Source organism: Acidisoma sp. C75, assembly GCF_054665095.1.
Window position 1 is genome coordinate 73,169 of record NZ_BAAFHD010000013.1, and the last position, 16,835, is coordinate 90,003.

Consider the following 16,835-nt stretch of genomic DNA (forward strand, 5'->3'; position numbering starts at 1 on the left):
CCTCATTTGGCCGATTGATGGGCTCAATCGGTCCGTTCTGTTCTATCGATCCATAAACCAGACGCGGTGATGTTCGCAAGCGAAAATGCGCCGGTTCGTTTCTCCGTGTATTCGCAATTTCATCCCCGGCGCTTTTTCGCGCTGCAACATGGCCGCGCCGTCGCGCCTCCCTGGTGCCGGCCGCGGGCAACTCTTATGATGAGCAAAAGCAATGAGGTGAGGCGCTTGTCAGAGAAGCAGAACAGCGAGGACCGGCTGAGCGGCATCATCGATCTCGTCTCCAAACGCGGCTTTCAGACGATCGAAGCGCTGGCGCAACATTTCGGCGTGACGGTGCAGACCATCCGGCGCGACGTGAACATCCTCGCTTCCGAAGGGCGGCTGTCGCGCTATCGCGGCGGCGCCGGCCTCTCCTCCTCGATCGAGAATATGGAATACGAGCGGCGGCAGGTGGTGAACCTCACCGCCAAGCAGCGTATCGCCGCCCTCGTCGCCCAGGACGTGCCGGAGAATGCCTCCCTCTTCATCAATATCGGCACCACCACCGAGCAGGCGGCGCGCGCCCTCCTTTCGCACGAAAACCTGCAAGTCATCACCAACAACATCAATGTCGCGAAGATCCTGAGCGACAATCCGCGCTGCTCGATCGTCATCGCCGGGGGCAAGGTGCGCAACCGCGATGGCGCCGTCACCGGGCATCTCGCCGTGCAGATGTTCGAGCAGTTCCGCGCCGATATCGGCATCATCGGGGTCTCGGGCGTGGACAAGGATGGCGGCCTCTTCGACTACGACCTCGATGAGGTGATGTGCACGCAAGCGATCATCCGCAATTCGCGGCGCGTCTTCCTGCTGGCCGATCATTCGAAGTTCGGCCGGCCGGCACTCGTCCGGGTCGGGCATCTCGGGCAGATCTCGGCGCTCTATACCGATGCGCCGCCGCCCGAGCATATCGCGCAATTGCTCGAAGAGGCCGGCAGCACCTTGGAGATCGCCACTTAGCGCCGATCCTGGGCGGATGACGTCATCCGGCCAGGGGATGCCGGTGAACGACCCGCCCGGCGGCGAACGGCCATGCCTGCGGCCGCCGGTGCGGGCCTCGCCGCCGGCCCTACCCGAGCGGCGCCGCCTTGCCGTCGAGCGGGAAGTGGCAGGCAGCCGCCCGGCCATCGCCGAGCGGCATGAGGCGCGGCACCTCCTCGGCGCAGCGGGGCTGGGCGATCGGGCAGCGAGTATGGAAGCGGCAGCCCGAGGGCGGGTTGACCGGGCTCGGCGGCTCTCCCTTGAGGATGGTGCGCGCCTTGATCTGGCCTGCCGGATCAGGCTCCGGCACGGCGGAGATGAGGGCCGCCGTGTAGGGATGCGCCGGGTGATGCAGCACCCGATCGGTCTCGCCCAGTTCGACGATGCTGCCGAGATACATCACCGCCGTGCGCGTCGCGATCTGCCGCACCACCGAGAGATCATGCGCGATGAAGACGTAGGTGAGGCCGAGCTTCTCCTGCAGATCCATGAAGAGGTTGACGACCTGCGCCTGCACCGAAACGTCGAGCGCGGAGACCGGCTCATCGGCGACGATAAGGCTCGGGGATAGCGCGATGGCCCGCGCGATGCCGATGCGCTGGCGCTGGCCGCCCGAGAATTCGTGCGGAAAGCGGGTCAGGAATTCAGGGGCGAGGCCGACCAGAGCCATCAGCTCCTGCAGGCGCGCCGCGATCTCCCGCTCGGAATGCCGCCCGTGCACGCGGAGCGGCTCGGCGATGAGATCGCCCACCCGCCGGCGCGGGTTGAGCGAGGAATAGGGATCTTGGAAGACCATCTGCATATCGGCGCGCAGCGGCCGCAACTCCCGCTGGCTGAGATGCGTGATCTCCTGCCCTTTGAAGGTGATGCGCCCCTCGTTCACGTCGTAAAGCCGCAGCAGGCAGCGGCCGAGGGTGGATTTGCCGCAGCCCGATTCACCGACGAGGCCGAGCACCTCCCCCGGCAGCACGGTGACGGAGACATCCTTGAGCGCCTGCAGATGCTGGATGCCGCCCGCCCGGAAGCGGCTGCCCAGCCGGAAGGTTTTGGAAAGCCCCGCTGCTTCCAGCATCGGCGGGTTCTGCACCGGGCTCATGCCGCTTCTCCCGCCAGGCGGATCGCTCGCTCATGCGCCCAATCCGGCGCCCCCGCTTCCGCGAGCCAGCAGGAGGCTTCCTGGCTGCCATGGGCGAAGAGCGGCGGGCGTTCGGCGCAGCGATCCATGGCGAAGGCGCAGCGCGGCTGGAAGGGGCAGCCGGCGGGGCGCGCCAGCGGCGTCGGTGGGCTGCCGGGGATGGAGGGCAGGCGGTGCGGCCGCTCCCCATGCATCGGCGGGATCGAGTGCAGCAGCCCGAGCGTATAGGGGTGCTGCGGGCCGCCGAGCACCGCAGGCTTCGGCCCGCGCTCGGCGATGATGCCGGCATACATCACCATCACCCGGTCCGAGACGGTGGCGACCACCCCCATGTCATGCGTGATGAGGATGACCGAGGAGCCGAAATCCGCCCGCAGCCGCTGGATGAGTTCGAGGATCTGCGCCTGCACCGTCACGTCGAGCGCGGTCGTCGGCTCATCGGCGATGAGCAGCGAGGGGTTGCAGGAGAGCGCCATGGCGATCATCGCGCGCTGCCGCAAGCCGCCCGAGAGCTGGTGCGGATAGCGCGTGGCGGCCTTGGCCGGGGCGGGAATGCCCATCTCGCCGAGGAGTTCGACCGCGCGGGCGCGCGCCGCCCGGCGCGAGAGCTTCTGATGCGCGCGCAACTGCTCCTCGATCTGCCAGCCGATGGTATAGACCGGCGTCATCGCCGTCATCGGGTCCTGGAAGATCATGGCGATCTCCCGCCCGCGGAGATCCCGCATCTCGCGCGGCGAAAGCTGCAGCAGATCCCGCCCGCGATAGCGGATCGCGCCCGAGATGATGGCATTCGGATCGGTGATCAGCCGCATGATGGCAAGCGAGGTCATGCTCTTGCCGGAGCCCGATTCACCGACGATCGAGAGGATCTCCCGGTGCCCCAGGGTGAAGGAGACATCCTCCAGAATGCGGATGATGCCGCGTTCCGAGCGGAAGGAGACCGAAAGATCCCGCACCTCGAGCAGCGGGTCCGCCGGAAGGGGGGAGGGATCAACGGGCATCGCGCACTCTCGGATCAAGCCAGGCATAGGCGATATCCACCGCCGCATTGGCGATGACGACGAAGAAGGAGGAATACATCACGGTCGCCATGATGAAGGGCAGGTCGAGGCTTTGCAGCGCGACATAGGTGAGCCGCCCGACACCGGGGAGGTTGAAGACGACCTCGGTGAGCAGCGCCCCACCGCCGACGAGCGCGCCGAAATCCAGCCCGAACATTGAGACGAAGGTGATGAGCGAGGTGCGCAGCGCATGGCGGAACATGATGCGGGTCTCGCTGAGGCCCTTGGCGCGCGCGGTGCGGATGAAATCCTCCTGATAGGCTTCCACCAGATTGGCGCGCAGCACCCGGCCGTAGAGGCCGATATAGAGGATGGCGAGCGTGATCCAGGGCACGACGAGGCTTTTGAACCAGAGCAGCGGGTTCTGTGTGAGCGGCGTATAGCCGAGCCCCGGAACCCAGTGGAACAGCCAGGTATCGTGAAAGCGCGACTGGGTGATGAGATTGGCGACCGAGCCCACCCAGAAGACCGGCATGGAAATGCCGACGAGACCGGCGAACATCAATAATCGGTCGAGAATGCCGCCGCGATTGGCGGCCGCGAGCACGCCGACGATGATGCCGAAGACAACCCAGATGACGGCCGCGCCGAAGACGAGCGAGAGGGTGACGGGGGCTGCTTCGACCACGGCGGGAATGACCTCCTCGCCGCGATTGACGAAGGAGGTCAGATCACGCTGGATGAAGAGCTTCTCCATCACCTTCACATATTGCACCGGCAGCGGCTTATCGAAGCCGAAGGAGTGGCGCACCTGCGCGAGAACCTGCGGCGTCGCGTTGCGTCCGGCGATGCGCGCGGCCGGATCGGCGCCGGGGGTCGCGAAGAAGATGAGAAAGACGACGACGCTGATGCCGAACATCACGAAGAGCATTTCGCCGAGGCGGCGGATCACCGGGAGCAGCATGGCGGCCTAACCCTTGCGCACGCGCAGCTTGGCGCGCGGATCGAAGGCATCGCGCACCCCGTCTCCTAAGAAGTTGAGCGCGAGCACGGTGATGATGATGGCGAGCCCCGGCGCGATCGCGACCATCGGCTGGGTATAGAGCAGATCCTCGCCATCCTGGATGATGGTGCCCCAACTCGCGGCCGGCGGCTGCACGCCGATCGAGAGGAAGGAGAGCGCCGATTCCGTCAGCATGTTGAGCGCCATCATCAGCGGGGCGAAGACGATGAGCGTCGTCGTCACATTGGGCAGAATGTCCCGCCAGAGGATGCGCGCGGAGGGCACGCCGAGGCAGCGCGCGGCGAGCACGAAATCGCTCCGCGTGAGGGACATCACCTGCCCGCGGATGGGCCGCGCGACATAGGGCACATAGACGATGCCGATGATGAGGATGGGCAGGATGAGGCTGTTGGAGGCGATATGGATCGGGCCGATGACGAGCCCCTTGGCGATGAGCACGATCGAAAGTGAGATCGCCAGCAGATAGATCGGAAAGGCCCAGAGCACGTCGAGCAGGCGGGCGAGGATGGTATCCGTGAGCCCGCCGATGAAGCCGGCGACGGTGCCGACGAGGGCTGCGAGCACCAGCGTCAGGATCGTCGAGCAAAAGGAGATGAGGAGCGAGTTCTGGCCGCCGTAGAGCATGCGCGCGGCGACATCCCGGCCCTGGCTATCGGCGCCGAAGAAATACTGCCCGTGCCAGGTCGGCCCGATCGGCGTCACCCCGAGGCCGAGGCCCGCGGAATCGGACTGCATGATATCGACCTGCTGGCCGTTCAGCGTGATCTGCCCGTCGATATTGGATTGGAAGGGATCGCTGTGCGAGACATAGCGCGCATAGAGCGGCGCGGCGCAACAGGCCAGCACGATGAGCACGAGCACGATCACCGCGCCCATCGCCGTGCGGTCCTGCCGCAGCTTGCGCAGGCCCGCGGCCCAGGGCCCTTCGGCGCGCGATGCGGCGGGCGCGGTGACGGCCGGCTCGGCCGCGGCCTCGGTCATAGCGTCAGACATGGGAAAAGGTCTCCCGCGGGGCGGAGAAAAGCGGAAAGGACATTGGAAGAAGCCTCATGAGGCAAGTGCGGCGGGATGGCACGCCCACGCGCCGAAGCCGCGCGCCATCCCAGCCCCCAGGCCCGGCATCCCTTGCGGAATACCGGGCGGCCGGTCTCGGGATCGGGGATCTTACTGAACCCAAACCTGAGAATAGATCATGTGGAACTGGTCGCTGAAGGTGAAGTTGCCGAGACGCTTGGAGACGAAATCAAGCTGCTTCGGCGTGAACATCGTCGCCCACGGCGCCTGGTCGGTCAGCTCGTGGTCGAGCTTGGCCCATTCGGCATTGGCGGCCTTCTGGTCCGTCACCGCGGTGATGAGGTTCTTGTTGATCTCGGCATCGATGCTCTTATCGCAGAAACCCGAGATATTGATGGAGGCATCCGAACCCGGATGGAAGGAGCTGCAGCTCAGCAGCACGTTGATGAAGTCCGACGCCGCCGGGTAATCCTGGTACCACTGGCTGACGCTGATCTGCACGTTGTTCTTGGTGTTCTGGATATAGGTGAACTGGATATTGGCCGAGATCACCTTGAGCGTCGCCTTGAAGCCGAGCTCGTTGAGCACGCTGACGAGATAGGTGCCAAGCGCCGGATCGACGTTCTGGTCATCGGCGATCACCGTCACCTTCTGGCCGATCTGGCCGGAGGCCTTCATCAGCGACTTGGCCTTCGCCATATCGGGCGCGGACCATTTGGTGCCGGGGTTCTTGGTGTAGGGGCAATAGGGCTTGTAGCCAGGGAAGCCGGGCGGCAGGATCTGGCAGTTCGGCACGGCGAGGCGCGGGCCGCCGTAGATCTTCACGGTGGAGGCGCGGTTGATCGCGTAATTCACCGCGAGGCGCGCATCCTTGTTGTTGAACGGCGCGATGTTCACATTCATCGGCGCGTAGAAGATGGCAAAGAGCGGATTGATGTGGATCTGCTTCGGATACTTGGTCGCCATCTCGGGCAGGCGGTCGGAGGGCGGGCTGTCGAACATCCAATCCTGCTCGCCATTCTCGATCGCCGTCACTTCATCCTCGGGCTTGGGGCCGAAGGTATAGTCGATCTGATCGACGTAGCCCGCCGGCTGCGCGAGCTTGCTCCATTCCTTGTAATACGGGTTCCGCTTGAGCGTCATGCCCTTCTGCGGATCGTAGCTCGTGATCATGTAGGGGCCGGTGGCCGGGGCGGCGGTGGTGCCGAGATCCTTGGCCGGGGTGCCGGCGGGCACGATATCGGCGAAGGGCACGGCGAGCTTGTAGAAGAATTCGGAATCGGGCTGCGTCAGATGGAAGGTGACGGTATCGGCCTTGTCATCCGCCACCACGCCGCCCGCGAGCGTGCAGGTGGCCGGCGTCTTGAGGCAGGCATCGGCGCCGACGATGACGTTGTACCACGAACCCGCATTCGGGTTGCTCACCTTGAAGATGCGCTGGAAGGTGGCGACCACGTCATCCGGCGTCACCTCCTTGCCGTTGGAGAATTTGATGCCCTTGCGGAGGTGGAAGACATAGGTCTTGCCGCCGTCCTGGGGCTTCGGCACCGCGGTCGCGAGATCCGCGACGACCGTGTTGGAGGCGGGGCCGTTGACATGCTCGAAGGCGACGAGGCCGTCATTGGTGACGAAGAAGACAGACCAGAACTGGCTGGTATAGTTGATCTGCGGATCGATCGTGCCCGCAGCGGCGGCGCCCGTCAGGCGCAGCGTGCCGCCCATGTGATTATCCGCCGCCCAGGCCGCGCCCGGGCTCGCCGCGGCAAGGCCCGCCGTCGCCAGCAGGGCGAGCGCGGAACCTTGAAGCCATCGTCGCAAGGTCATGTGTCTCTCCGATCTCTCTATTGGAGCGATTGCACGAAGGGTCAGGCCGCGTCGAGGAATTCCGCGACGGCGGCCATGCAGGCCGCCTCTTCCTCGACATGCGGCATGTGGCTGGAGTTTTCGAAAATACGCCAGCGGACATCGGGGATATGGTCGGCATAGGGCTGCACGCAGAGCGGCGTCGCCTCGTCATGCCGGCCGGAAATGAGGAGCACCGGCACCGTGATCTGGTGCAACCGGCTCTCGATCGTCCAGTCCTTCATCGAGCCGATGACGTGAAACTCGGTTGGCCCGTTCATGGTGTGATAGACGGTGGGGTCGGCCGCGATGGCATCGAAGGTGCGCTGCACCTCGGGCGGCATCGGCTGCACGCGGCAGACATGGCGCGCATAAAAAACCATCGACGCCTGCTGATATTCCGCGCTGTCGATGGTGCCGGCGGCCTCGTGCCGGGAAAGCGTCTCCTGCACCTCGGGCGGCAGATCGCGCCGCAGGCGGTTGGCTTCCGCAACCCAGGTGCGGAGCGAGGCCGGGGAATTGGCGATGACGAGCCGGCGGAGCCCCGGCGGCTGCCGCACCGCATGTTCCGCGCCGAGCATGCCGCCCCAGGACTGGCCGAGCACGTCGTAACGGCCGGCGATGCCGAGATGCGCGACGAGACGTTTCAGTTCGTCATCGAAAAGCCCGACCGTCCAGAAAGCACCATCCCCTGCCCGCTCCGGCAGATGGGTGGAGCGCCCATTGCCGAGCTGGTCGTAATGGATCACCGCGCGGCCGGTGGCGGCGAGCTTGGCGAAACGATCGACGTAATCATGGGTGCAGCCTGGGCCGCCGTGCAGAATGACGAGCGGCGCCTTGGCGCCCCCGAGATCCCCGGTGATCTTGTACCAGGTGCGTCCGTACGGCCCCTCGACGAAGCCTTCAGTCTGATTCATGGAACCTCGATCCGGCGTGGCCCCGAGCCCCCGGGGATAGGCGCCGCCGCCGCATGACAGGAAAAGATGCTCAAACACGACAGTTTGAAGCAAATTCTGTTCCACAACTTGCCGCGTCTTGGCAAGCCAGCTTCGCACGGAAAGCGGCGCCACCTGCGGCGCACGAGGCCGCTGGACAGGCGGGGCAGGCTCCGCTCTCATCGGCGGCAGAGACAGGAAAGCGAGGCCAGAGATGGAAAAACGCGCACTCGGCACGTCCGGCATCATGATTCCACCGCTGGTTTTCGGCGGCAATGTTTTTGGCTGGTCGGCGGATGAGGCGACGTCCTTCCGCCTGCTCGACGCCCTGGCCGAAGCCGGCCTCACCGCCATCGACACGGCGGATATGTATTCCACCTGGGTGTCCGGGCATCGGGGCGGCGAATCGGAGGCGATCATCGGCCGCTGGCTCGCCGCCCGCGGCGGGCGCGATCGCTGCGTGATCATGACCAAGGTCGGCATGGAGATGCCGGACGGCAAAGGGCTTTCCGCCGCCTGGATCAGAACCTCGGTCGAGCGGTCGCTCAAGCGCCTGCAGACGGATGTGATCGACCTCTACCAGGCGCATCGGGACGATCCGGAGACGCCGCTCGAAGAAACGCTCGGCGCCTTCGCCGATCTCATCCGCGACGGCAAGGTGCGCGCGATCGGGGCCTCCAACTATGAGGCGCCGCGGCTCGCGGAAGCCTTGCGGGTGGCCGAGGCGCATGGCCTGCCGCGCTACGTCTCGCTCCAGCCGCATTACAACCTGATCGAGCGGCCGCTCTTCGAAGGCTCGCTCGAAGCGCTTTGTCTCAAGGAAAAGCTCGGCGTCATTCCCTATTTCTCGCTCGCCTCCGGCTTCCTCACCGGCAAATACCGGAGTGCCGCCGATCTCGGCAAAAGTGCCGCGCGTGGCCAGGGCATGGGCAAATACCTCACCGACAAGGGGCGCGCGGTGCTCGCGGCACTCGATAGGGTCGCGGGCGAGACCGGCGGCACACCGGCGCAGGTGGCCCTCGCCTGGCTGATGGCCCGCCCCGCCATCACTGCGCCGATCGCGAGCGCCACCCGACTGGAACAGGTCGAGGATCTGGTGCGGGCCTGCGCTCTCAGGCTTTCGCCGGCGCAGATCACCATACTCGACGACGCAAGCGCCTGAGCCTCGGGCGCCCGCGCAACCCGGACGTGCTGCAGGGAGTTGCAGCGCGTCCTTGACTCCGGTCCCGCTCGGCGTCAGAAGCCATGCAGCCTAAGACGTCGCTCCGCGAGTGTTCGCGCAGCGGCGCGCTTTGTTTTGGGATGACGGATGTTCGAAACCCTCTCGACCCGACTCTCCTCCGTCTTCGACCGCCTGCGCGGCCGAGGCGCGCTGAGCGAGACGGATGTGCTGGAAGCCATGCGCGAGGTTCGCCTCGCGCTGCTGGAGGCTGACGTCGCGCTGCCGGTGGTGAAGGACTTCATCACCAAGGTGCGGGAGCGGGCGGTGGGCGCGGAAGTGCTGCGCTCCGTCACCCCCGGCCAGCAGGTCATCAAGATCGTCAACGACGTGCTGATCGAAAGCCTCGGCGGCGAAGGCGCGGTGCCGCTCAACCTCAATGCCGCCGCCCCCGTGCCGGTGCTGATGGTCGGCCTCCAAGGCTCAGGCAAGACGACGACGGCCGGCAAGATCGCGCTCATGCTGCGCAGCCGCGAGAAGCGCCGCATCCTGCTTGCGAGCCTCGATACCCAGCGCCCGGCCGCTCAATTGCAGCTGGCGCAGCTCGCCGAACGGGCGGAGGTTGCCTCGCTGCCTATCATCCAAGGCCAGACGCCGGTGCAGATCGCGAACCGTGCGATGGAGGCGGGGCGGCGCGAGGGCTACGACATCGTCATCCTCGATACCGCCGGCCGCCTCTCGATCGACGAGGAGCTGATGGAGGAGGTGCGCGCCATCCGCGCTGCCACCAACCCGGCGGAAACCCTGCTCGTCGTCGATGCCATGACCGGCCAGGATGCGGTCAATACCGCTCGCGCCTTCAACGAGGCCGTCGGCGTCACCGGTATCGTCATGACCCGGATGGATGGCGATGCGCGCGGCGGTGCGGCGCTTTCCATGCGCGCGATCACCGGCGCGCCGATCAAGCTCACCGGCTCGGGCGAGAAGCTCGACGCGCTGGAGCCCTTCCACCCCGAGCGTATCGCCGGCCGCATCCTCGGCATGGGCGATATCGTCAGCCTCGTCGAACGCGCGGCCGAGACGATCGACAAGGACGAGGCGGAGAAGCTCGCCGCCCGCATGGCCAAGGGCCGCTTCGACCTCGACGATTACGCCAAGCAGCTCAAGCAGATCAGCAAGATGGGTTCGATCTCCGGCATCCTCGGCATGCTGCCCGGCATGGGCAAGATCAAGGACCAGATCGAAGGCGCCAATCTCGATACCAAGATCGTCAAGAAGCAGGGGGCCATCATCAGCTCGATGACGCTTGCCGAGCGTCGCAACCCGGACATCATCAAGGCGAGCCGCAAGAAGCGCATCGCCGCCGGATCGGGCGTCTCGGTGCAGGAGGTCAACCAGCTTCTCAAGCAGTTCGACCAGATGACGCAGATGATGAAGCGCATGAACAAGCTCGGCCAGAAGGGCCTCATGCGCGGCGGCCTCGGCGCCCTGATGGGCGGTATGGGCGGCGGCATGGGCGGCATGGGCAAGCCCGGCGGCCGGCGGCCCTTCTGAGACGGATTTCACCCACCCGGAGCGGCGCCTGCCGCGCCGGGGCATTTTCGACCACCAACGGAGACTGACGAACCAATGTCCCTCAAGATCAGGCTGGCCCGCGCGGGCGCCCATAAGCGCCCCTTCTATCACATCGTGATCGCCGATAGCCGCAGCCCGCGTGACGGCCGCTTCATCGAGAAGGTGGGCAGCTACAACCCCATGCTGCCGGCCGAGCATGCCGACCGCGTTCGCCTGCAGGGCGAGCGCATCACCCATTGGCTTCAGCACGGCGCGGTGGCGACCGATCGCGTCGCCCGCTTCCTCGGCAAGGCCGGACTCGCCCCGATGCCGGCCTGGCGCGAGCAGCCGCAGCAGTCCGCGCCGAAGAAGAAGGCGCAGGAGCGGGCCAAAGCCGCCGCCGCCGCGGCTGCCGCCGAAGGCTGAGCCGAGCGATCCCCCAAGGGCATGATCCTTGCCTGAAGAGCGCATCCTGATGGGCGTGATCGGCCGGCCGCACGGCGTGCGGGGGCTTGTCCACGTCCATAGCTATACCGCCGATCCGGAGGCGCTGGCCGAATACGGCCTGCTCACCGATGAGCGCGGCCGCGCCTTCACCCTCACCTGGGAACGGGACGGCATCGCCCGCATCGCCGAGCGGGTGGCGGGGCGGGATGTACCGGTGGATAACCGGGATGCCGCCGCGGCGCTGACCAATACCCGCCTCTATGTGCCGCGCAGCAGTCTGCCGCCGGCCGAGGAGGATGAGTATTACCTCGCCGATCTCATCGGCCTCCGCGCCGAGGATGGCGAGGGCCGGCTCACCGGCCATGTCGCGCAGGTGCATGATTACGGCGGCGGCACCAGCCTCGAGATCCGCCCTGCCGCGGGCGGCGCCCCGCTGCTCCTGCCCTTCACGGCGGCGGCGGTGCCGATCGTCGATATCGCGGGCGGGCGGATCGTCATCGCCCCGCCGGCGGAGATCATGGGAGAGCCTGAGGCGCGGCCGCCCAACGAGGGGACGGCGGCATGAGCTGGCAGGCCACCATCCTCACCCTCTTCCCCGAGATGTTTCCCGGGCCGCTCGGCGCTTCCCTCGCCGGGCGGGCGCTGGCGGAGGGGATCTGGTCGCTCACGGCGCATGATATCCGCGCCCACGGCCTCGGCCGGCACCGCAGCGTGGACGATACGCCCTTCGGCGGCGGCGCCGGCATGGTCATGCGCGCGGATGTCATGGCCTCGGCCATCGCCGCGCACCGGCCGGAGGGCGATCCGCGCCCGCTCATCTACCTCACGCCGCGCGGGCGGCTCTTCACCCAGGCGGATGCCGAGACCTTCGCCGCCGGCCCCGGCCTCATGCTCATCTGCGGGCGCTATGAAGGGCTCGACCAGCGGGTGATCGAGGCCTTCGGCGCCGAAGAAATCAGCATCGGCGATTACGTGCTCTCGGGCGGGGAGCCGGCGGCGCTGGTGCTGCTCGATGCTTGCCTGCGCCTGCTGCCCGGCGTCATGGGGGGCGAGGCGAGCGCCGAGGAAGAAAGCTTCGCCGCGGGCCTGCTGGAATATCCGCACTATACCCGCCCGGCGGAATGGGATGGCCGGCCGGTGCCGCCCGTTCTGCTTTCGGGCGATCATGCCGCCATCCGCGCCTGGCGCCGCGCCCGGGCAGAGGAAGCGACGCGGCTCCGCCGCCCCGATCTCTGGGCCGCCCATCTTTCCCGCGGCCAGGCAGGGCGGACCACCCCGCCCGGCATGGCGCAATCTGTTGCAACCGCATCGCGCGGACCCTAAAAGCCGCTTCACGAGAGGAAGTTTCGATGAACATGATCCAGACCATCGAGGCCGAGCAGATCGCTCGCCTCGCCGCCGACCGCCCCGTCCCGGAATTCGAGGCCGGCGATACGCTGCGCGTCTCCGTGAAGGTTGTGGAAGGCGAACGCACCCGCACCCAGGCTTTCGAGGGCGTCTGCATCGCGCGCTCCAACAAGGGCCTGCATTCCAGCTTCACCGTGCGCAAGATCAGCTACGGCGAAGGCGTGGAGCGCGTCTTCCCGCTCTATTCGCCGACGATCGCGGAAATCGCCGTCGTCCGCCGCGGCAAAGTGCGCCGTGCGAAGCTCTATTACCTGCGCGACCGCAGCGGCAAGTCCGCCCGCATCGCCGAGCGCCCGCGCGACCTGCCGACCGAGAGCAAGGCGGACGAGACCGCCGCTGCGGCCGGCTGAGATCCCGGCCGGGCTTCGCCGAACCGAGAGAGAGCGCGCGCGGGTCGCTCCGCGCCAAGCCTCGGGCCTCGTGCTGAAAGCCCCGGTGAAGTCCCTGGATGAAGGCCTCCGTAAAGGCTCAGGCCTTGTGCGCAAAGCAGGCCGGCCCTGCCGCCAGGCTTCTGGCCTGACCGGCGGTTTTTACTCATTTTAACCGGCCGCGCCCCCAAAAGGGTGCGGCCGGTTTTGCCGTTCAAGGCCCGGTCAGAGGAGAAGATCATGTCCGCCACCCGCCCACGTACGCTCTTCGACAAGATCTGGGATGATCATGTCGTCGAACAGCTCGCGGATGGCACGGCCCTCCTCTATATCGACCGCCACCTCGTCCATGAGGTGACGAGCCCACAGGCCTTCGAGGGCCTGCGCGCCGCCGGCCGCCGCGTGCATGCGCCGGCCAATACGATCGCGACCGTCGATCACAACGTGCCGACCAGCGACCGCAAGAACGGCATCGCCGAGCCGGAAAGCCGCCTGCAGGTCGAAACGCTGCAGGAAAACGTGCGGGATTTCGGCGTCCCTTTCTTCGACGTGCTGGATGAACGCCAGGGCATCGTCCATATCATCGGGCCGGAGCAGGGGATCAGCCTGCCGGGCATGACGATCGTCTGCGGCGATAGCCATACCTCGACGCATGGCGCGCTCGGCGCTTTGGCCTTCGGCATCGGCACCTCCGAGGTCGAGCATGTGCTGGCGACGCAGACGCTGACCCAGAAGCCGGCGAAGAACATGCTGGTGGAAGTGACCGGCACACTGCCCCCCGGCTGCTCGGCGAAGGATGTCGTGCTCGCCATCATCGGCCGCATCGGCACGGCCGGCGGCAACGGCCATGTCATCGAATATGCCGGCCCGGTCATCCGCGCGCTCGACATGGCGGGGCGCCTCACCGTCTGCAACATGTCGATCGAGGCAGGGGCCCGCGCCGGCCTCATCGCGCCGGACGAGACGACCTTCGCCTATATCAAGGGCCGCCCCTTCGCGCCCAAGGGCGAGGATTTCGATCGCGCCGTCGCTTATTGGAAGACGCTCCCCTCCGATCCGGGCGCCCATTACGATACCGTGGTGCGGATCGACGGGTCCGAGATCGTGCCGATGGTCACCTGGGGCACCAACCCCGAGGCGGTGCTGCCGATCACCGGCAGCGTGCCCAACCCGGAAGACGCGGCGGATGAGGCGGCGCGGGCGCAGATGCGCCGCGCGCTCGACTATATGGGCCTGAAACCGGGCCAGAAGCTCACCGAGATCCCGGTGGATGTCGTCTTCATCGGCAGCTGCACCAATGCGCGGATCGAGGATATGCGGGCGGCGGCGGAGGTTGCCCGCGGGCGGCATGTGGCGCCGAATGTGCGCGCGCTCGTCGTGCCCGGCTCGGGCCTCGTCAAGAAACAGGCCGAGGAAGAGGGCCTGGCCGCGATCTTCACCGAAGCCGGGTTCGAATGGCGGGAGCCTGGCTGCTCCATGTGCCTCGCGATGAACCCGGACAAGCTGGAGCCCGGCCAGCGCTGCGCCAGCACGTCCAACCGCAATTTCGAGGGGCGGCAGGGCAAGGGCGGCCGCACCCATCTGCTCTCGCCCGCCATGGCCGCCGCCGCCGCCGTGACGGGCCGCCTCACCGATATCCGGGAGCTTGTCTGATCATGCGGGCCTTCACCGTTCTCTCGGCCATCGCCGCCCCCCTGCCGCTGGCCAATGTCGATACCGACCAGATCATTCCCGCGCGCTTCCTCAAGACGATCAAGCGCTCGGGCCTCGGCCGCCATCTGCTCGCCGGCTACCGGTACGACGATCAAGGCGCCGAGCGGCCGGATTTCGTGCTCAACCGCGAGCCCTTCCGCGCCGCCGAGATCCTCATCGCGCATGAGAATTTCGGCTGCGGCTCCTCCCGCGAGCATGCCCCCTGGGCGCTGCTCGATTTCGGCATCCGCTGCGTCATCGCGCCTTCCTTCGCCGATATCTTCCACGGTAATTGCTTCAAGAACGGCATCCTGCCGGTGGTGCTGCCGCGCGCGACCTGCGACGAGCTGATGGAAGACACCAAGCTCGGCGGCAATGCGCGGATCACCGTCGATCTCACCCGCCAGGTGGTGGTGCGCCCTTCGGGCGAGGAGATCCCCTTCCAGGTCGATCCCTTCCGCCGCCACATGCTGCTCGAAGGGCTGGACGAGATCGGCCAGACCATGGCGCGGGCGGCGGCCATTTCCGGCTACGAGGCGGCGCGCGCCACCGCCAAGCCCTGGCTGCCGCAGATCTCCGCCTAACGCGGCCGGCCGCGCCCCGCCGACCCTCCCCGCTCACCAGAGAGGCGATACCGATGCCCGCGAACAAGAAACTCCTCCTGCTGCCGGGTGACGGCATCGGCCCCGAGGTCATGACAGAGGTGACCCGCATCCTCGAATGGCTCGACCGCCGCCGCATCGCGAGCTTCGAGATCAGCGAAGGGCTGGTCGGCGGCGCGGCGATCGAGGCCGAGGGCAGGCCGATCTCGGCCGAGACGGTGGCGCGTGCCCGCGCCGCCGACGCCGTGCTCTTCGGCGCCGTCGGCGGCCCGCAATGGGATAAGCTCGGCTTCGACATGCGGCCGGAAATCGCCATCCTCACCCTCCGCCGCGAGCTTGGCCTCTTCGCCAATCTGCGCCCGGCCCCGGTTTTCGACCCGCTGATCGACGCTTCCACGCTGAAGCCCGAGGTGGTGCGCGGGCTCGACCTCATGATCGTGCGGGAAAGCACCGGCGGCATCTATTTCGGCGAGCCGCGCGGGGTGGAGACACTGCCCGACGGGCAGAAGCGCGGCATCAATACCGAGGTCTATACGACCGGGGAGATCGAGCGGGTGGCGCGCGTCGCCTTCGAGCTCGCCCGCCAGCGGCAGGGGCGCGTCTGCTCGGTCGAGAAGGCGAACGTCATGGAAAGCGGGCTGCTCTGGCGCCAGACGGTGACGGCGCTGGGTGCGGCAGACTATCCGGACGTCGCGCTCAGCCACATGTATGCCGATAACTGCGCCATGCAGCTGGTCCGCAACCCGCGGCAGTTCGACGTGATCGTGACCGGCAACCTCTTCGGCGATCTGCTCTCCGATCTCGCCTCGATGTGCACGGGCTCGCTTGGCATGTTGCCGTCGGCGACGCTGGGGAGCCCGGATGCCTCCGGCCGCCGCCACGCGCTCTATGAGCCGATCCACGGCTCGGCGCCGGATATCGCGGGCCAGGGCATCGCCAACCCGCTGGCGCAGACGCTCAGCCTCGCCCTGCTGCTGCGCTATTCCTTCGATATGAAGGAGGAGGCGGCGCTCGTCGAGCGCGCCGTGCTCTCAGTGTTGGAACAGGGGCTGCGCACCGCCGATATCATGCAGGAGGGCAAAACCCGCGTGACGACGGCCGAGATGGGCGCCGCCGTCCTGCGGGCCTTGGAGGGCTTGGCGGCCTGATCTGCGTCCCGCGAGGGGCTTTTTATGACGGTTGGGGGTTGCGGCGCCCCCACCCTTTCGGTAAACCCCCGCCACGCCGCTGCACCCGTAGCTCAATTGGATAGAGCACCAGACTACGAATCTGGGGGTTTGAGGTTCGAGTCCTCACGGGTGCGCCACTATCTCTCTGAACTTGTGGGTATCTTTCGGTCAGATTCTGCTCCCGGGCTCAGGCCGGAAGTCGCGCCCCCCACGTTCCCACCAGGAGGGTATTGTAGCGCGGCAGCAGTGGCAAACAATCGCGCTCCGCCGTTCAGCTTCGATCACGCCCGCCGGCGCCTTACCGCGACGGCGGACCCATTAGGATGGGCCGCGACCAGACCCCCCTCCACCGCCCCGCGCGGCTCCTGCGACAGCTGCCAAACCCGGGTCCGCGCGTAGCGAATCTCCCGCCTTGAGGACTGAAGAAGCGGGGCGGACTCGCCCACAGGCGGTCGATGCGCAAACG

At 67.0% G+C, this 16,835-nt stretch carries 16 protein-coding genes and 1 tRNA gene; 11 read left to right on the forward strand and 6 right to left on the reverse strand.

Features of this window, described 5'->3' with window-relative positions; all coding sequences use genetic code 11:
* Positions 1–225 precede the first annotated feature (225 nt).
* Positions 226–999 (forward strand): DeoR/GlpR family DNA-binding transcription regulator, encoded by a 774-nt coding sequence (locus tag ACYQ7X_RS16255; protein ID WP_459698118.1) that lies wholly within the window; start codon positions 226–228, stop codon positions 997–999.
* 109 nt (positions 1,000–1,108) lie between these two features.
* On the opposite strand, the gene ACYQ7X_RS16260 is transcribed toward ACYQ7X_RS16255, so the two are convergent.
* The 6 genes from ACYQ7X_RS16260 to ACYQ7X_RS16285 form a co-directional block, all read right to left on the reverse strand.
* Positions 1,109–2,116 (reverse strand): ABC transporter ATP-binding protein, encoded by a 1,008-nt coding sequence (locus ACYQ7X_RS16260; protein ID WP_459698119.1) that lies wholly within the window; start codon positions 2,114–2,116, stop codon positions 1,109–1,111.
* Positions 2,113–3,156 (reverse strand): ABC transporter ATP-binding protein, encoded by a 1,044-nt coding sequence (locus tag ACYQ7X_RS16265; RefSeq protein ID WP_459698120.1) that lies wholly within the window; start codon positions 3,154–3,156, stop codon positions 2,113–2,115. Before ACYQ7X_RS16265 ends, ACYQ7X_RS16260 begins: the two co-directional genes overlap by 4 nt.
* Positions 3,146–4,120 (reverse strand): ABC transporter permease, encoded by a 975-nt coding sequence (locus ACYQ7X_RS16270; protein WP_459698121.1) that lies wholly within the window; start codon positions 4,118–4,120, stop codon positions 3,146–3,148. The genes ACYQ7X_RS16265 and ACYQ7X_RS16270 overlap by 11 nt, the downstream gene beginning before the upstream one ends.
* 6 nt (positions 4,121–4,126) lie before the next feature.
* Positions 4,127–5,173: an ABC transporter permease gene (locus ACYQ7X_RS16275; RefSeq protein ID WP_459698122.1), complete on the reverse strand. Its 1,047-nt coding sequence runs from the start codon at positions 5,171–5,173 to the stop codon at positions 4,127–4,129.
* A gap of 171 nt (positions 5,174–5,344) precedes the next feature.
* Positions 5,345–7,018, reverse strand: coding sequence for an ABC transporter substrate-binding protein (locus tag ACYQ7X_RS16280; protein WP_459698123.1), 1,674 nt, complete (start codon positions 7,016–7,018; stop codon positions 5,345–5,347).
* Positions 7,019–7,059: 41 nt separating this feature from the next.
* Positions 7,060–7,953, reverse strand: coding sequence for a proline iminopeptidase-family hydrolase (locus tag ACYQ7X_RS16285; protein WP_459698124.1), 894 nt, complete (start codon positions 7,951–7,953; stop codon positions 7,060–7,062).
* Positions 7,954–8,185: 232 nt separating this feature from the next.
* On the opposite strand from ACYQ7X_RS16285, the gene ACYQ7X_RS16290 reads away from it, so the two are divergent.
* The 10 genes from ACYQ7X_RS16290 to ACYQ7X_RS16335 all read left to right on the forward strand — a co-directional run bounded on the left by ACYQ7X_RS16290 (position 8,186) and on the right by ACYQ7X_RS16335 (position 16,506).
* Positions 8,186–9,133, forward strand: coding sequence for an aldo/keto reductase (locus ACYQ7X_RS16290; protein WP_459698125.1), 948 nt, complete (start codon positions 8,186–8,188; stop codon positions 9,131–9,133).
* A 147-nt stretch (positions 9,134–9,280) separates the two neighbouring features.
* The gene (gene ffh / locus ACYQ7X_RS16295; protein WP_459698126.1) at positions 9,281–10,684 is read left to right on the forward strand and encodes a signal recognition particle protein; all 1,404 of its coding nucleotides are present in this window, start codon (positions 9,281–9,283) and stop codon (positions 10,682–10,684) included.
* Positions 10,685–10,759: 75 nt separating this feature from the next.
* Complete coding sequence (gene rpsP, locus ACYQ7X_RS16300) at positions 10,760–11,110, forward strand: 30S ribosomal protein S16 (protein ID WP_459698127.1); 351 nt, start codon at positions 10,760–10,762, stop codon at positions 11,108–11,110.
* A 28-nt stretch (positions 11,111–11,138) separates the two neighbouring features.
* Entirely contained in the window at positions 11,139–11,696 is a 558-nt protein-coding gene (rimM, locus tag ACYQ7X_RS16305) for a ribosome maturation factor RimM (protein ID WP_459698128.1), read from the forward strand.
* On the forward strand, positions 11,693–12,454 hold the full coding sequence (gene trmD / locus ACYQ7X_RS16310) for a tRNA (guanosine(37)-N1)-methyltransferase TrmD (protein ID WP_459698129.1): 762 nt from the start codon (positions 11,693–11,695) through the stop codon (positions 12,452–12,454). The genes rimM and trmD overlap by 4 nt, the downstream gene beginning before the upstream one ends.
* A gap of 26 nt (positions 12,455–12,480) precedes the next feature.
* Positions 12,481–12,888 (forward strand): 50S ribosomal protein L19, encoded by a 408-nt coding sequence (gene rplS, locus ACYQ7X_RS16315; protein WP_459698130.1) that lies wholly within the window; start codon positions 12,481–12,483, stop codon positions 12,886–12,888.
* A gap of 258 nt (positions 12,889–13,146) precedes the next feature.
* Complete coding sequence (gene leuC, locus ACYQ7X_RS16320) at positions 13,147–14,559, forward strand: 3-isopropylmalate dehydratase large subunit (RefSeq protein WP_459698131.1); 1,413 nt, start codon at positions 13,147–13,149, stop codon at positions 14,557–14,559.
* A gap of 2 nt (positions 14,560–14,561) precedes the next feature.
* The gene (gene leuD / locus ACYQ7X_RS16325; protein WP_459698132.1) at positions 14,562–15,182 is read left to right on the forward strand and encodes a 3-isopropylmalate dehydratase small subunit; all 621 of its coding nucleotides are present in this window, start codon (positions 14,562–14,564) and stop codon (positions 15,180–15,182) included.
* A 53-nt stretch (positions 15,183–15,235) separates the two neighbouring features.
* The gene (gene leuB / locus ACYQ7X_RS16330; RefSeq protein ID WP_459698133.1) at positions 15,236–16,348 is read left to right on the forward strand and encodes a 3-isopropylmalate dehydrogenase; all 1,113 of its coding nucleotides are present in this window, start codon (positions 15,236–15,238) and stop codon (positions 16,346–16,348) included.
* An 81-nt stretch (positions 16,349–16,429) separates the two neighbouring features.
* Positions 16,430–16,506 (forward strand) — tRNA-Arg (locus tag ACYQ7X_RS16335).
* Positions 16,507–16,835 lie beyond the last annotated feature (329 nt).

Coding starts and splice junctions, on each gene's coding strand:
- ACYQ7X_RS16280 (WP_459698123.1), bottom strand. CDS start 7,018: ATGACCTTGCGACGATGGCTTCAAGGTTCCGCGCTCGCCCTGCTGGCG.
- ACYQ7X_RS16275 (WP_459698122.1), bottom strand. CDS start 5,173: ATGTCTGACGCTATGACCGAGGCCGCGGCCGAGCCGGCCGTCACCGCG.
- rplS (WP_459698130.1), top strand. CDS start 12,481: ATGAACATGATCCAGACCATCGAGGCCGAGCAGATCGCTCGCCTCGCC.
- ACYQ7X_RS16260 (WP_459698119.1), bottom strand. CDS start 2,116: ATGAGCCCGGTGCAGAACCCGCCGATGCTGGAAGCAGCGGGGCTTTCC.
- ACYQ7X_RS16285 (WP_459698124.1), bottom strand. CDS start 7,953: ATGAATCAGACTGAAGGCTTCGTCGAGGGGCCGTACGGACGCACCTGG.
- leuC (WP_459698131.1), top strand. CDS start 13,147: ATGTCCGCCACCCGCCCACGTACGCTCTTCGACAAGATCTGGGATGAT.
- trmD (WP_459698129.1), top strand. CDS start 11,693: ATGAGCTGGCAGGCCACCATCCTCACCCTCTTCCCCGAGATGTTTCCC.
- ffh (WP_459698126.1), top strand. CDS start 9,281: ATGTTCGAAACCCTCTCGACCCGACTCTCCTCCGTCTTCGACCGCCTG.
- ACYQ7X_RS16270 (WP_459698121.1), bottom strand. CDS start 4,120: ATGCTGCTCCCGGTGATCCGCCGCCTCGGCGAAATGCTCTTCGTGATG.
- leuD (WP_459698132.1), top strand. CDS start 14,562: ATGCGGGCCTTCACCGTTCTCTCGGCCATCGCCGCCCCCCTGCCGCTG.
- rpsP (WP_459698127.1), top strand. CDS start 10,760: ATGTCCCTCAAGATCAGGCTGGCCCGCGCGGGCGCCCATAAGCGCCCC.
- leuB (WP_459698133.1), top strand. CDS start 15,236: ATGCCCGCGAACAAGAAACTCCTCCTGCTGCCGGGTGACGGCATCGGC.
- ACYQ7X_RS16290 (WP_459698125.1), top strand. CDS start 8,186: ATGGAAAAACGCGCACTCGGCACGTCCGGCATCATGATTCCACCGCTG.
- ACYQ7X_RS16265 (WP_459698120.1), bottom strand. CDS start 3,156: ATGCCCGTTGATCCCTCCCCCCTTCCGGCGGACCCGCTGCTCGAGGTG.